13 protein-coding genes are annotated in these 14,811 nt (G+C 36.6%); 4 read left to right on the top strand and 9 right to left on the bottom strand.

The window, feature by feature from the left end; all coding sequences use genetic code 11:
- Window positions 1–138: 138 nt before the first annotated feature.
- The gene (locus tag PSR12_RS01050; protein ID WP_274771245.1) at window positions 139–765 is read right to left on the bottom strand and encodes a nitroreductase family protein; all 627 of its coding nucleotides are present in this window, start codon (window positions 763–765) and stop codon (window positions 139–141) included.
- A gap of 124 nt (window positions 766–889) precedes the next feature.
- Here PSR12_RS01050 and PSR12_RS01045 point away from each other — a divergent pair, with 124 nt between their 5' ends.
- A complete protein-coding gene (locus tag PSR12_RS01045) occupies window positions 890–1,246 on the top strand; it encodes a winged helix-turn-helix transcriptional regulator (RefSeq protein ID WP_274771243.1) in 357 nt (118 codons plus the stop codon).
- A 340-nt stretch (window positions 1,247–1,586) separates the two neighbouring features.
- Here PSR12_RS01045 and PSR12_RS01040 read toward each other — a convergent pair whose 3' ends face one another.
- Window positions 1,587–3,155, bottom strand: a complete 1,569-nt coding sequence (locus PSR12_RS01040; RefSeq protein ID WP_274771240.1) for a sensor domain-containing diguanylate cyclase — start codon at window positions 3,153–3,155, stop codon at window positions 1,587–1,589.
- A 507-nt stretch (window positions 3,156–3,662) separates the two neighbouring features.
- On the opposite strand from PSR12_RS01040, the gene PSR12_RS01035 reads away from it, so the two are divergent.
- Window positions 3,663–4,847 carry a CaiB/BaiF CoA transferase family protein gene (locus PSR12_RS01035; RefSeq protein ID WP_004233875.1) on the top strand — a complete coding sequence of 395 codons (1,185 nt, stop codon included), beginning with the start codon at window positions 3,663–3,665 and terminating at the stop codon, window positions 4,845–4,847.
- Window positions 4,848–4,886: 39 nt separating this feature from the next.
- On the opposite strand, the gene PSR12_RS01030 is transcribed toward PSR12_RS01035, so the two are convergent.
- The 4 genes from PSR12_RS01030 to PSR12_RS01015 all read right to left on the bottom strand — a co-directional run bounded on the left by PSR12_RS01030 (window position 4,887) and on the right by PSR12_RS01015 (window position 9,374).
- The gene (locus PSR12_RS01030; protein ID WP_274771237.1) at window positions 4,887–6,362 is read right to left on the bottom strand and encodes a hypothetical protein; all 1,476 of its coding nucleotides are present in this window, start codon (window positions 6,360–6,362) and stop codon (window positions 4,887–4,889) included.
- A 200-nt stretch (window positions 6,363–6,562) separates the two neighbouring features.
- Window positions 6,563–7,117, bottom strand: a complete 555-nt coding sequence (locus tag PSR12_RS01025) for an HPP family protein (RefSeq protein ID WP_221681364.1) — start codon at window positions 7,115–7,117, stop codon at window positions 6,563–6,565.
- Between the two features lie 199 nt (window positions 7,118–7,316).
- Window positions 7,317–8,675, bottom strand: a complete 1,359-nt coding sequence (locus PSR12_RS01020; protein ID WP_257520955.1) for an acetamidase/formamidase family protein — start codon at window positions 8,673–8,675, stop codon at window positions 7,317–7,319.
- An 84-nt stretch (window positions 8,676–8,759) separates the two neighbouring features.
- Window positions 8,760–9,374 (bottom strand): PH domain-containing protein, encoded by a 615-nt coding sequence (locus tag PSR12_RS01015; protein ID WP_048390761.1) that lies wholly within the window; start codon window positions 9,372–9,374, stop codon window positions 8,760–8,762.
- Between the two features lie 191 nt (window positions 9,375–9,565).
- Here PSR12_RS01015 and PSR12_RS01010 point away from each other — a divergent pair, with 191 nt between their 5' ends.
- Window positions 9,566–10,288 carry a response regulator transcription factor gene (locus PSR12_RS01010; RefSeq protein ID WP_221681362.1) on the top strand — a complete coding sequence of 241 codons (723 nt, stop codon included), beginning with the start codon at window positions 9,566–9,568 and terminating at the stop codon, window positions 10,286–10,288.
- Window positions 10,285–11,670 carry a sensor histidine kinase gene (locus tag PSR12_RS01005; RefSeq protein WP_274771233.1) on the top strand — a complete coding sequence of 462 codons (1,386 nt, stop codon included), beginning with the start codon at window positions 10,285–10,287 and terminating at the stop codon, window positions 11,668–11,670. The genes PSR12_RS01010 and PSR12_RS01005 overlap by 4 nt, the downstream gene beginning before the upstream one ends.
- Before the next feature lie 105 nt (window positions 11,671–11,775).
- Here the strand turns inward: PSR12_RS01005 and PSR12_RS01000 are convergent, their stop codons facing one another.
- The 3 genes from PSR12_RS01000 to PSR12_RS00990 are packed head-to-tail and all read right to left on the bottom strand — an operon-like array spanning window position 11,776 to window position 14,759.
- The gene (locus PSR12_RS01000; RefSeq protein ID WP_274771231.1) at window positions 11,776–12,135 is read right to left on the bottom strand and encodes a YxeA family protein; all 360 of its coding nucleotides are present in this window, start codon (window positions 12,133–12,135) and stop codon (window positions 11,776–11,778) included.
- A 1-nt stretch (window position 12,136) separates the two neighbouring features.
- Entirely contained in the window at window positions 12,137–14,005 is a 1,869-nt protein-coding gene (locus PSR12_RS00995; protein WP_274771229.1) for an ABC transporter permease, read from the bottom strand.
- Complete coding sequence (locus PSR12_RS00990) at window positions 13,992–14,759, bottom strand: ABC transporter ATP-binding protein (RefSeq protein WP_004233892.1); 768 nt, start codon at window positions 14,757–14,759, stop codon at window positions 13,992–13,994. Before PSR12_RS00990 ends, PSR12_RS00995 begins: the two co-directional genes overlap by 14 nt.
- Window positions 14,760–14,811: the final 52 nt, after the last annotated feature.

Raw genomic sequence — 14,811 nt, 5'->3', positions numbered from 1 at the left:
GCTTTCTATCACTCAATATTTAAAAATTCATAGTTTGCAATACATAAAAAAGAAGCCATTTAAAAATAGATTCGTAATTGGCTTCTCTCTATTAGCTATTAATTTTGAACTTTTAAAAGTTTGGTTAGTTTAAAAACACTAAATTATTTCATTCTTATAAATTACCTTGTTTACATTATGCCTAACAGTCTTATGACCTGCTTTTATACCTTTACCAATAGCAATCAGCATAACATCTAGATACCTATCAGAAATATTTAAGGTCTCTTTCAATTTCTTAGAATCGTAGCCTGACATCGTAATTGTGTCAAAACCAGCTTCATTCGCTAACAAAACTAAGGACATTGAGGCAAGACTTACATCTCTAGTTAATTCTAACTTGAGATCTTCTTTTGTCTTACTTTCATAATAATTTATTGCAGCATTCGCAAGATAGTCTCTTAATGATTCATCAAAGTAACCTGCCTGGTACCCCTCCTCATGAATTTTAATAATATTACCTTTGTTAAATGCCTGATAGTCGCCCAACATGACAATTAACGATGAAGCTTCTACTATTTGTTGTTGATTAAAAGCTATAGGTAGTAATAAATTTCTTAAGTTCGCATCCTCGATTATTAAGTATCGCGTTGCTTGAATATTATTTCCGTTAGGCGACTTACTTGCACTTTCAACTAAGGCAGTCAATGTTTCTGAACTAATTTTATAATTTGAATCATAATGTCTAACTGAACGTCTTTTTTCTAAAATATCTTTTACACTCATTATTAACAACTCCTAAGTTTTAATGTATTGCGCCTCTAATTATAGTAAGCAATAATAAATAAGAAAATAACGCACAAAAAAGTGGTATAGCCACTTTTTTGTGCCTATTTAGGAGAGAAAGCACATGGTGAACTATAATACAGGAATCAATATTTTTATGGATATTGCAGGTGGCAAATGGAAATGTTTAATACTATTTTTCTTGAGTCAACAATCAGTAAGGACGAAAGAGTTTTATGAATTAATACCCGGAATTACGCAAAAAGTTCTAATTGATCAATTGAAGCAGTTAGAAAGAGACGGACTTGTTCGGAGAGAAATATTTAAAGAAGTACCACCAAAAGTAGAATATAGTTTAACAGATTTAGGAGAGTCATTTATCCCCGTTTTAAATACGATGTGTACATGGGGAAATGATTATGCACGTTTAAAGGGAATTGCCAAGGAGCAACAAATTTGTTGTCATCAAAAAGAAAGCTAAGTTTTCCTTAAAGGCTCCTTGTACTAATCACTATTAAAACCACAGCTTGTTACTCTGTTAGAATATTCCACAAAATGCTAAAAAGCCAAGGAGCATCGGTGCTCGCTTGGCTTTTGACGATATATAGGCATACATCTAGTCGTACTTGGGGTGTCATAAGGGAAAGGGGGATAACCTTACGTCTTGTCAAGTCGATCAAGAGATGTGGCCCGAGTTACATATCATTTGAACATAATTTAAAAGTCATGTGGTTGATGACTTATATACAGCTTGCCCAAATGATGTTTGCATTAATCATTACCCCAAAAATTTGGGTTGTAAGCTCTTTTGTTGTATTTTTTTATTCCTTTTTTGAGACTCCGACTTTTACCTGATTTCGCCCTTCTTGTTTCGCAAGGTAAAGTGCGTCATCAGCCGCTTCAATTAGCGCTTCAGTTGTATTTGCCATTGCAGGATAGGATGCTATTCCTGCAGATAATGTTATTGGTCTACCACAAGGACTGACCGTATCAGCCAAAGTTTTTCGTAGTTGTTCTGCGACTAGTTTGGCTCCCTCTACCGTCGTGTTCGGTAGAAGCATGACAAATTCCTCGCCACCGTACCGGCAACATACATCGCCTTCCCGAGCTACTGATTCCATTTGTCTAGCCAAAAATTGTAAAACTTTATCACCTACTGCATGTCCATATGTATCATTCACACTTTTAAAGTGGTCTAAATCTAGCAAAATAATGACATGTGGTACCTTACTTGCTAACCATTCAGCAAGCATTGAATCCATTGTACGTCGGTTCGTAATTCCCGTCAGTGGATCAACAGTAGATTGATCCTTGAAAAAGGAGACCTGTCCATGTAGAAACGATAAACTTCGAACCAATGCATTCTTCAATGAATAGGCTTCAAAGTACCATCCACTAACAGATTTTAAACCTTCTACATTTTTCTTATCTAAACTCTCTTCTGTTAATGATGCTAGTTGTTGTAAGGGATTCGCAATACGTGCTGCAGCCCAAAGTACAATGATAATCGAAACAAACATAAGAGGGACAGATTTTATAATGACCTCCTGTACACGATCAAATGAAGGGGCTAATGCTACCTCTAAAGGTTTCTGCGCAACAACTCCCCACCCTGTCGATGCCACTGCACTATAGCCTGCTAGCATTTTCACTCCTTTTGTATTCTCAACTAGTTGGGCACCATCCTTGCCAGATGTAACAGCTTGAACGACTTTATTTTTCGTTACAATGTCATTAATACGACTTGGATCTTGATGATAGATAACTCGTCCATCTGAATCAACTACATATACGTAAGAACCATCCTTACTATAATGTTCTCCCAACAAGGTTTTAAAGGCATTAGGTTCCTTTAAATAGATAGTGCCAGCAATCATTCCTAGATATTCATTGGACTCCGAGAAAATAGGATGCGATATAAAAATGATGAGCCGCCCTGTCATCGCCTCATATGGCTTAGAAATAATGGGTGTCTTTTTGGCTAATGCCTCTTTAGCGCCCATTGATGTTAAAATCTCTCCTTTAATTTCTATAGAGGGCGGAGAGACAGATAAAACAAGTCCCTTTGCATTTGTTATAACCACCGAATTGAACATTTGATTTTGCAATCTCAAGCGCTCTGTTTCCTGATTCAATACTTGTTCATCATCCATTTTCGTCCTGACCTGCTCCGCACTATATCCTAAGATTTGAAAAGCTTCATGTAGATAGGAATCAGCAGTTGAGGCTAATTTTTGAGCATAGACTCTATTCGTTTCTAGCGCATTTTCCTTAATGGAATCAATGTTCATCCTATAGCCGCCCCAAACACTACCTATGCTTGTTAAAAAGAATGCTGCCATTGCTACGCCCATTATAAGATGCTTTAACTTTAATCGGTGCGATTTCATTTTTCCCCTCCTATTTATGATTTTTTATATGTATATTTTGAGAGATACTTTAAACAATTAGTGCCTATTATAAGCAATGGCTCCTATAGGTAAAAGTAACATGTATTAATTGTGTAAGAAGAATCCAACACACCTCTAGGATTGTATCAATAAACGAGATCGTATCATATAGAATCTAGCAAACAAAATTGCAACATTTTAGTTACTTAGATTAAAAATTCCAACAACTGACGCTAATTATCTGAAATTTGATAGAAAATCTAAATTCTAAATTTTTTTACTTTTATTGTTATTCTGACATATAAAAGTTGAAGCGTTTATTTTATAATAAAAATTAGCATAGGCAAGTTAAGATTCAATCTGTTATAATACTCATTAAAATACAATAAACTGTAATAATACAGTATATAGAATACGCTTTTCACACAATGGGGATTATGAGAAAAGCGCTACTCGCCATCATCATACAGATGGTTGTGTAGCCTACACAAAAAGGGGTTGGAAGATTTGGGTATTTTAAAGGGGTTAAAAATTCTCGATTTTTCTGCATTACTACCAGGACCAATGGCGACAATGATATTTGCTGATTTAGGAGCAGATGTTATCCATGTCGAATCTTCAAAGCGGGTTGATTTAACGCGAATCATGCCTCCCTATGACGAGGATCATGAGGCATATATCCATCAACATTTAAATCGATCAAAAAAGTCTATAACGCTAAATTTAAAATCACCAGAAGCTATCGACATTGTTAAATCACTTGTACAGGAATATGACGTTATTATCGAAGGGTTTCGACCTGGTGTAATGCATCGACTTGGCATCGGCTATGAAGCGCTTAAAGAAATAAATCCTAAGGTTATTTATTGTGCGATAACTGGCTACGGACAAACAGGGCCATATAGTAATCGTCCAGGACATGATAATAACTATCTATCCTTAGCAGGCTTACTCGACTATTCACGCCATAAGGATAAAAAACCTGTTTCCATGGGCGTCCAACTAGCTGACATAGCTGGAGGGACAATGCATGCAGCAATAGGCGTACTGGCTGCTGCCCTCCATCGTGAAAAAACAGGAGAAGGACAGTTCATCGATATTAGTATGACAGATGCTGTCTTTTCACTTAATGCTATGTATGGTGCAGCATTTATTGGAGGTGGACGTGTCCCACAGCCAGAGCAAGAAATTTTAAATGGAGGCAGCTACTATGATTTTTACAAAACAAAGGATGGGCGATTTTTTTCTGTCGGTAGTTTAGAGCCTCAATTTCGCAAATTGCTCTGTGAAGCACTCGATATTCCCGAATTGATCGATAATACCTTCAATGACTCCTACTATACACAAATTCGTTTTAAAGAGGCTGTTCACGACGCTTTCTTGTCCAAGACATATGAGGAATGGCTTGAGGTGTTTAACGAGGATTTCGAAGGTTGTGTAGAGCCAGTTCTAACATTTCCTGAAGCATGTGAGCATCCACAGCTAAAGGCACGAGAAATGATTGTGACTATTCCCAAAAGCGATGGCACTATGCAAAAACAAATTGCCTCTCCGTTTAAATTTGATGGTACGCAGCCTGAATACAAGCATGTTGGTGCTAAATTAGGCGAGCATAATGAGGAAGTTTTACTATCTCTAGGCTTTGATGCTGAACAAATTGAGGCTTTGAAGGAAAAAGGCGTTTTAGAGTAAAAAAAGGTGTCTAATACTGTGATGTATTAGACACCTTTTTTATACATATGCACTAATAAACATACGTAGGTTTTCAAAATGATCATCTATTAGTAGATATTTTTTGTAAATCTCCATTAACTTTTCAAAAAGCTCGTACTGCTCGGTTACAAACAAAACTCTTAAAATATTTAACATATGCAGGGATGCACTTTGTGCGACAACATAGTATGGTGCATTTGGTTGACGATAATTGCGTCGCCACTCTTCCACAGACAAACCAATATGTTGTAGAGAGTTATTCACATGAAGTGCTATATCCTGTTGAACATATGCCTCAATTGCAATAAGTTGTTCACTACTAAAGTTTTTGTGTACTAATGAAGAATTGATTTTTTTATTCGATGCTAAAACATGCTCTTTTAATAAAAGTAAGCCATCCTCATAACGTGCCATTTTTACATAGTGCTCCAGTAGAATGGCATATAAATTTTCTAAATAATTTAGCTGATAATTTTTAATAATGGCAGGTGGTGTTGGTTTACGATTTGGTAATAGCTCTTTATACTCTAGTAATATTTCAATGGCATAATTATTTATTCGCTCATCCTCTAATAAATATTCACCATATTGTATAACCATTTCACTCTGCTGTTCTCTATTTGCTATATGAAATAAAATATAGGCAATTAACACTTTTTCCTTCTCTGATAGTGCATACATTGAGTAGCGCCATTCAGCTTCAAATGAGGTAATAAGCCCTTTGACACTTTTAAAATCACCTTCTGATAAGCGATAATGAGTAACAATTTGATAAAGACGTAACTGTTTCTTTGCCAAACAGCTAGCATTATGCTTATCCACATGAGTTATACACTTATCCAGTATCGCTTTATAGTTATTCACAAAGTTATCCACATGTTCACAATTTTCTCTCACAGAATGCTCGAAATGTCCCATTATTTCATAAAGAAATGTGAATTGCTCTAAAGGTTTGTGGATAAGCAGTGAATAAACTTTTTTTGTGAAAAGCCAATGCCAAAAAGATACATGCTCTTTATACATCATATGCACTAAATATTCATCTTGAAATTTATATAAGATAATTGATTGTAGCTCATTAACTGGCATAGCTATTTGCATTCGTTTCCCAAAGACTAACCAAATTAATCGTTCTAAGTCTATTGTATGTTGTGCAAAAAGCTGCTCAAAAAAAGTATCTTTACCCTTTTGGGTATAGAAAAAAGCACTGAGACGCTCATTCACAAATTTTGAATCTAAACCATATTTGTCAAAATATATTTGCATTTCTGTTGATACATGACCCCAATATTTACGTGCTGTGGAAAAGGCAATATTCTTAGCCGTTTCTTCGTTTACTAAAAATAGATTGGGTGAAAGCGAAGTACCAAGTATTTTTGGATCTTCTTGCAGATTTGACTCTGCCTCCAGCCAAGTTGCTAGTATATTTTCAGCACCCTTTTTACTTCTTTGTTTATAAGCCATGAATAATTGCTCATCACAGTCCAACAGCATAAAAATGGATCCTCCCATCAATTTCTACCAACAAAGATCTTCCCCTATCATTTAAATACATGATTTTTACACTCTTTCTTCAATATAACAAATCTTAACTAACATATGCTAAAAAAATATGGGTATGTATAGCAAAAACGTTAACAAATATAAAAAAACCATCTATATAAGTGGACACACTTCATAGATGGATATCATCTTTACCAAAACAACGGATATTTTCTTTTTTCTCGTAAATTATTGATCAACAAACCGAAAAATACAATTATGACTGCTCCAATTAATACAGGGGTTAGTAAATAACTCCAACCATAACCTCCTAAAATAATAATTATAGGATTGGCGCCTGCTGGTGGATGGATGACACCTAAAAAGGCCATAAAAAATATAGTTAATCCAACACCAAGACTAATAGACAATATATTGGAGCCTAGTAATGAATACATGGCCAACCCGATAAATGCCGAAATGAAGTGACCTCCAATTATATTTCGTGGCTGGGACAAAGGTGCATTCCAAACGACAAATATAAGAACGCAGCTACCGCCTAATGATGCCATTAACCAAGGTGAATCGGTAATGTTAGTTAACCATAGCAACACAAAAATGCATATTAATCCTCCCATTGCTCCAGTAAAGGCATCAGCGAAATTTGTTCGAGAAGGAGCATGACCTCCCCCTCTCATTTTTAATATAAAAGGTTTTATACTACTCTTTTTCTCTATTTTGTTTTCCACACCTATAATTTCTGTCATTAGACACCAACTTTTCTCTTCTATACTCATCTATTTTATATAAGGTCCTGTTCATCATTGTTAAACTTTAACTATTATATCAACACAACAATAGATTTCAATCCAAACTTCAAATTTCAGAAAAACAATTACTTATCTGACTTATAGCTCATACAAAAAAGCAAACTTTTAAAAGTTTGCTTTTTCAAGAAATCATTTATTAGTCATATTGTTTTTTAATAGTTTTATATATTCTTACCTTTTTCAATACAGTTTTAGGTACTTGGAAAGTGGCTGTGACAACCCCTGGATGGCGTCCGATTTCAATGGAGCCTGTGATTGTTGCTCTATTTAAAACCTCTGGTTCGCTCATCTCAAATAGCTTCGCAGCTCGACTAATCGCGTTATCAGTCGCCTCATTTAACGTTTTACCAGAACCAACCACCGACACTGGGAATGCATCCTCTACCTGCTTAACACCAAACTCCTCCGCTAGCTCACGTGCGCGACGTTTTTCTTCCTTTGTAAAGGGCTTTGCTGTATAAGGTAAATCTTCTACATTTGGTAGTAAAATTGGGCCTTCCAAAGCTACTTTCTTCAAGACCTTAACTTCAAGCTGTACAATACCCGCTACATCAGTTGTATGTCCTGCAATCTCGCCGTCCCCTTGCATAGCATGCATGTCTCCAATATATACACCACCGCCTGGTACCTTGACTGGACAAATAATAGTCGCACCTTCTCGTACTCGGCTGATATCCATATGTCCATCGGTACGATGTAAATCCAATTCTTCTTGAGTAAAAGCATATTCATGTGGTGCTCCAATTAAAAATGAACCAAAGTCACCTGCATTATGTGAATCAGGCATCGCTTTAGAAGGGGTTGTACCAAGCTGACCTAAAAATGGTCGCATTCTCGCCAATACACCTACTAAATCGCTTGGAGCCAATGCTACAACAGGATTTTGTACAGAATTTTCAGGTGTTCTCATGTAGGTTCTAGCATCAAGTGCAATTCGTCTAGCACCCTCTCGTCCAACCGTTACACCCATTTGCCCTTTATGATCTAGTACCATCGTATAACCGTTTGTCATTTTAAAGGGTGCCGTTTCTGTATCACATGTAGAACATCGAATTGCATGTGGGCCTATCCCTTTTACAACTGTGCTTGGATGAAGCTTGCCACAGCCTGGACATTTTACAGAAACAAACGGATCACCAATGAATCGATCTACAATTGCCTCATCATGGCCAGACGAAGTTGCAAGAGATGTGACCTGAATAGATTTAATTTTTATAACAATAGCATCACCCACCTCTGCCCCTTCTACAAACACGGGCTTCGTTACTTCATGTCCTCCGCGAATAGTAGGTGTAAGCATGGGGCCCCAACATCCAGGTGTTGTATTGGCAATAATCGTTCCACCATCCTTAAGTGGTCCTAACATCTTCTGTGATGGATCTAAAATACCATCAATAAACTCATTTACGAACAATGTTTCAGCGGCTTGAGGTTGCTGTATAAAATCATCACTTTCTACCTCTTCTTTTTCTAGCACATGCATGTCGTTTGTCATTTTCTAATCACGCTCCTAGAATAATTTTTATGTATATCGTTATATGTTAAAAATGCTCTCTACACTTGCAGAGAGCTATTTTTATCAATTGTTCATATATAAATCAAAAATATGTGAGAAGTCTTCTTTTTTATACTTATCTTTATGATCGATCATCCAGGTATTCGCAAAGCTTGTAATTTCTTTGAATGACGACGCAGGAGATATATTGTCATTGCCAATTCGACCAAGTGATGATGATGCTATGTTTAAACTTTTTTCCGCTACTTCTAGCTTATAAGCATTGTTCTTTTGTTCATAGCTAATGGCATGTAGTGCTTTATATAAATCTTTAATGTCATCAATAAAGCGTTTATGAATGTCGATGGACAGTGGGGAATTGCCGATTGTAAACTTAATTTCGACATCAAGGTCGATTGTTCCTGCTGTTTCGAGAAAAACTTCTGTCACAGTATACATTGAATAGTCATAGCGTCGCAGTAATCGTTTCTTGCTCATAGCACTTTCGCCATCTACATGAATAATTGCACGATTTGTAAAGCAATACTCATCAGCCTTCGTTTTAATTAAAAAATAAATTTTTTCATCAATTTCATGTAAGATAAAATCATCTGCATCTGTCTTATCATAGTCCTCTCTTGGCACAACCACACCAATATCTGAAAGTCCAAGTGCATCTGCTGCTATTTTTTTAAACATCGCCATTCCTCCTAATTTGTAATACTCTTTTTACGCTTTAGAATCTGTAAAGGTTTCACCTTGTAGTGGTTTATATAAAAAATGTACTTCCTTTCTTGTAGAATACAACCCAACATTTCCTCTTTTCTATACATTTCATTTATAATAATTGTCAGTAAAGATTCTTCCAAATCGAAAGGTCGTGTGAACAAGTGCAAGAACCAACCATTTTAGTAGTGGATGATGAGGCAGATTTAGCGAATCTACTAAAAGTAAGCTTACAAAAAGAGGGCTACAAACAAATTTATACAGCTAGTACCATTCGCGATGCTTGGACAAGCTTTCAACAAACAACACCCGATATTATACTTCTAGATGTCATGCTTCCCGATGGTGAGGGTTACGATTTATGTAGACGTATCCGTGAAGTATCCCATGTCCCTGTGCTCTTCATGTCTGCTAAAAATGAGGAAATTGATAAAATTTTAGGACTAGCCATTGGCGGAGACGATTATATTACAAAACCTTTTAGCCCGAAAGAAGTAGCCTATCGTGTGAAGGCGCAATTACGTAGAGCTGGCTATCAAACACAAGATACCATAACGAATATTGTTGAAAAAACACTACAAATTGGACCATTTCAGTTGAATGCCGATGAAACTGAAGTGCATAAAAATGGCGTGTTATTGGAGTTAACAGCTAAGGAAATTGGGTTAATGGCGTGCTTTATGCACAATCCCAATCGAATCTTAAGTAAAGAAACATTGTTTGAACGTGTATGGGGAGAGGATTTCTTCGGTTCTGATAACACTGTTATGGTGCATATTCGCCGGTTGCGTGAAAAAATTGAGCAGGATGCGTCTAATCCTCTATATATCACAACTGTAAAAGGACTTGGCTATAAGTTTGTCATGCCCAAAGAGGCACAAGAATGAAGTGGAAATTAACCGCTCGCTTTCTCCTTTCCGTACTTTCTATCGTCATCATTGTTATTTTTGTCAATACAGCTATCTTCATGGGACTCCTTACTTATCGGCTAACAACTGACTCTGAAGGTGTTTCTGCCACCGAAGAGGAAAACTTTGTGCGAGAATTTCAAAAACATATCGAGATAAAAAATGGAGCAACCTCCATACGTGAAGATGGACTCGAACAATTGCATCAAAGAAATGCTTGGATACAATTGCTTGATGAAAATGGTCAAGTTATTGATTCTCATTTTGCACCAGATAAAGCACCATTGCACTATGCACCTATCGACTTAATTCAAGTATATAAATATAAAGAATTCGATTCTGATACTACGGTGTATATTGGCAGTAAGGATCCCTTTAGTTATTTAATTGGTATTAAAGGTAGCGGTGTTACAAGGCTTGTTACGCATGTTTCTGGTACATCACTCTTACAGTTTATAGGGAAATTTGGCCTGTTCATCGTGATTGCGGACTTGTTAGTAGCTACATTAGTAGGATGGCTTTTTGGTCGTACATTAACGAAACCTCTTTATGCGATGATAGATCGCATTCACCATTTAAAGAATCATGATCATACGTCTATTAAGACTCCTGGTGGTGTCTACAAGCCGGTTTTTGAAAACTTAAATGAAGTATCACGAGAATTGGCAGCCCATGAACAGGAGCGAAAGAGACTAGAAATTATGCGTGAAGAATGGATTAGTAATGTCTCCCACGATATGAAAACGCCACTTGCCTCTATTCGAGGTTATGCAGAACTATTGAATGATGCACAAATAACAAATACTGAGCAAATCGAGTACGCAAAAGTTATAGAAAAACAATCATTGCATATGCAAAATCTACTGGATGACTTAAATTTAACGATGCGTTTAAGACATCAACAGCTTCCACTTACACTAAATGAAGTGAACATGGTGCCTTTTATTCGAGAGATAGTGATTGAAACATTAAATACACCACAATATGAACAAGCTAATCTAACGTTTGAGGCGACAACTGCGAACAGTCTTCATCAAATAGATGAACATTTTATGCGCAGAGCTATCATGAACTTTTTACACAATGCATTGCTTCATAATGCTCCCGATGTATCTGTCTATGTGTCTGTTGATGAGCATACTCTAACAATTTCTGATAATGGCAAGGGGATAGCCCCAGAGGATTTGGAACATATTTTTGAACGCTATTACCGTGGCACAAATACGGACAATACTGCTGGTACTGGTTTAGGTACAGCTATTGCTAGAGATATCATTGAGGCCCATGGAGGAACAGTGACCATCACCTCGGAAAAAGGAAAAGGTACATGCGTTATTATTGATCTACAAAAGGAATACTAAATAAATAAACTAAATTTAACCAGTTGAATTTAAACGCTAAATACTTTGCACTGAACTTTCGTGTGGAAAAGAAGGAGTCTCAAAATTTGAGACTCCCTCTTTGTGTTATTTCATTTGATCCTGTACTTTAGCAGGTAATTCATGGAATTTCACTTCATCAAATGAAGTAACTTCTGTTTCCTTTTTCACGTAAAGCTTTAAATAAGCATCCTGGCGTAAATTTTTATGAGCGGAAAACTTTAATGTTTTCTCTTCCCCATTTTTATCGTAAGTAGGTAGCTCGTACCAATACATTTTAAAGATTTCACCACTATCTGCTTTATACTCCTCTACCTCACCATCAGCCGTGATATGAACATAGTTGGTATCTTTATTTAATCGGTTAAAATCTACAGTCATCAATACAATTAACCCTGCTACGAATAAGATAAACAATGCACCTATTCCGAAAAATACTTTTTTCATATTAATTCCCCTGTCTCACTATTTTATAAAACGAACGAACGGTAAAGATATAATAAATAAAGTAAATAGCTGAATATGCAATCATCCACAAGATGACTGGTTTTGTAATATTCATGTTAAATAGCTGTGAAAATGCTAGTAATGCAAACACACTATGTGCAATCCCCACAATAAGTGGCGCACTAAAGATAACAGCGACCTGTCCTGCTACTGTCTTTAAGATTTGCTTACTATTTACACCAACTTTATTTAAAATAGCATATTTTTCCTGATCTTCTTCGGCTTCCGTTAAAATTTTGAAGTAGATAATACTGCCCGTTGCTGTTAGGAAAACCAATCCTAGGAAGCTTCCTACAAACAATAGAGCACCAACTGTTGCTAAACTATCCTCATAGCTTTGCGGTACACTAGAAAATGATTCTTGTTGTTCAGAAGACAACTGCTGGTAAATGTCTTTCGACACATCCTGTTGTTTCAAATCATTATCCAATCCAACAACCTGCATCATAATTTCATCGGCATCAGTAGCTTTAAACTCTTGATCATTCACAACGAGAACTGTTCCAGCTGCTATAAAGTTTAACACGCTTTCCGTGTACATCTTCTCTACATGGAAGGAGTCTCCGTTTTGTAGCTTAAAGTCCTCACCTGTATAATCATGTGAAAATCGTTCATCATAGGCTGCATCCAGTAAAACCGTAGAACCCTCTGGAATGTGTAGCTCTTTATCCTTGCCTTGTAATTTTGCTAAACGATTATAGTCCGATTCCTTAAGTAATGTATATTCGAAAAATGAGAATTCATTATCTACACGTAAATTTTTCACAGCCAGTGCTTCATTATATAAGACATCTTGTTGTGAAAATTCTACTGTCTCGCCTTTCCACATAAATGTGTTTGGCAGCATCTGACGTACAGAAGCTTCTGCATTATAATACATACCGAAGACACCGCCACCTGCTGTAATCGTAGTGGCACTTAAAATTGCAATGATTGACAACGATTTGGCATTGGCTCGAATACGATACAATAATTGAGAAACACCGATTAAATTTAAACCCTTCCAGGACCATGATGTTGCTTTCTTTAATGCTGTTAACACAAAGACACTCACACTATGGAATAGAAGGTATGTCCCTGCAATTGTCACCCCTATAACCACTAATGGCGTACCTAATACCGTAAAGAATCGCCATATTTCACTCGTAAACATATCAGAGGCAGCTGTATAATAACCAAATGCAATAAGTACAGTGCCGAGTAGAGCAGCTACTAATGAAGCACGTGGAATTTGCTCTCCCTGTTTGTCTGCGTGGAATAAATCAATTAGCTTAAATTGATAAATTACACGGTAACCTTGTAAGGATGTGAATAAAAACAGTAGTGCAAAAATGCCCGTTGTATTAATTAGTGCCTCCATTGAAAATGTCAGGCTACCAACCACTTCATAGCCCATTAAGCGTACTAGTATCATTAATAGCCCTTGGGACATAAAGAAACCTAGAAGGATACCAAACATTAGAGAGACAAGTCCTATGACTAAATTTTCAAAAAAGAGCATTAAGCCAATTTTTTGCTTACGTACACCTAGTAACGAGTAAAGGGCTACTTCCTTTTTCCGCTTCTTCATAAAAAACGAGTTGGAATAGGCCATAAAGATGACAATGAAGAACAGAAGTACGACTGACGAGGCACTCATCAATCCTTTAATTTGTTGTGACGATTGCTTTAAGGCTGAAAGGTCATCATTATATTTGAGTGTCACAAACGTAAAGTAAATAACGATACTAAATACCATTGAGGCAATATATAAAAAGTAATTCGATAAATTGCGTTGAACATTTTTACGCGCTAAACTAAATAACGTCATTTACTCCACCCCCGATGCTAGATAGCACCTGCAAGATCTCTTGGAAAAATTGCTTCCTCGTTAGAGTCCCACGTTGAATTTCCTTAGATAGCTGTCCATCCTGAATAAATAGAATGCGCTGGCAGAAGCTAGCTGCAAAGGCATCATGAGTAACCATCATAATCGTTGCGGCTTGAGATTGGTTTAAATCACTTAAGCTTTCTAATAAATCGGTTGCAGATTTTGAATCTAGCGCACCTGTAGGCTCATCGGCAAAAATTAGTTTCGGTTCTGTCACTAATGCTCGCGATGAGGCTGTACGCTGCTTTTGCCCACCTGAAATTTGATAAGGATATTTGTTTAATAAATCACTAATTCCAAACAATGCAGCAATGCGATCAACTCTCGCATTAATAGCCTTTGTCGGCATTTTTGCAATCGCTAGTGGTAAGACAATATTTTCGCGCACTGTTAAAGAATCAAGCAAGTTATAATCCTGGAAAATAAACCCTAAATTATCTCGACGAAAATCTGCTAATTCAGCATCCTTCATACGTGCCAAATTAGTATCTTCAATAATAATTTCACCAGTCGTTGGCGTATCAATCGTTGCTAATACATTAAGAAGCGTAGATTTCCCAGCCCCAGAAGGACCCATTACCCCAACAAACTCTCCCTTTGCTACTTCAAATGATATATTCGATAGCGCTGTAAAAGTATTTGCGCCTTTGCCGTAAGTTTTTCCAACGTTTTGTACCTTTAATAATGGCGTCATATACGCTCACCTCTTCTTTCTGACTTTAGTATACGACCCCAAACTTACAGCA

The organism is Lysinibacillus sp. G01H, assembly GCF_028872195.1.
GTDB lineage: Bacteria > Bacillota > Bacilli > Bacillales_A > Planococcaceae > Lysinibacillus > Lysinibacillus capsici.
Note: the sequence above shows the minus strand (reverse complement) of the source record. Positions and strands in the feature narration are given on the sequence as shown.

What these genes read in the sequence shown, in the direction of transcription:
- PSR12_RS01040 (WP_274771240.1), bottom strand. Translation starts at nt 3,155, where the DNA reads ATGAAATCGCACCGATTAAAGTTAAAGCATCTTATAATGGGCGTAGCA.
- PSR12_RS01015 (WP_048390761.1), bottom strand. Translation starts at nt 9,374, where the DNA reads ATGTTTAAAAAAATAGCAGCAGATGCACTTGGACTTTCAGATATTGGT.
- PSR12_RS01005 (WP_274771233.1), top strand. Translation starts at nt 10,285, where the DNA reads ATGAAGTGGAAATTAACCGCTCGCTTTCTCCTTTCCGTACTTTCTATC.
- PSR12_RS01045 (WP_274771243.1), top strand. Translation starts at nt 890, where the DNA reads ATGGTGAACTATAATACAGGAATCAATATTTTTATGGATATTGCAGGT.
- PSR12_RS01030 (WP_274771237.1), bottom strand. Translation starts at nt 6,362, where the DNA reads ATGCTGTTGGACTGTGATGAGCAATTATTCATGGCTTATAAACAAAGA.
- PSR12_RS01000 (WP_274771231.1), bottom strand. Translation starts at nt 12,135, where the DNA reads ATGAAAAAAGTATTTTTCGGAATAGGTGCATTGTTTATCTTATTCGTA.
- PSR12_RS01025 (WP_221681364.1), bottom strand. Translation starts at nt 7,117, where the DNA reads ATGACAGAAATTATAGGTGTGGAAAACAAAATAGAGAAAAAGAGTAGT.
- PSR12_RS01050 (WP_274771245.1), bottom strand. Translation starts at nt 765, where the DNA reads ATGAGTGTAAAAGATATTTTAGAAAAAAGACGTTCAGTTAGACATTAT.
- PSR12_RS00995 (WP_274771229.1), bottom strand. Translation starts at nt 14,005, where the DNA reads ATGACGTTATTTAGTTTAGCGCGTAAAAATGTTCAACGCAATTTATCG.
- PSR12_RS01020 (WP_257520955.1), bottom strand. Translation starts at nt 8,675, where the DNA reads ATGACAAACGACATGCATGTGCTAGAAAAAGAAGAGGTAGAAAGTGAT.
- PSR12_RS00990 (WP_004233892.1), bottom strand. Translation starts at nt 14,759, where the DNA reads ATGACGCCATTATTAAAGGTACAAAACGTTGGAAAAACTTACGGCAAA.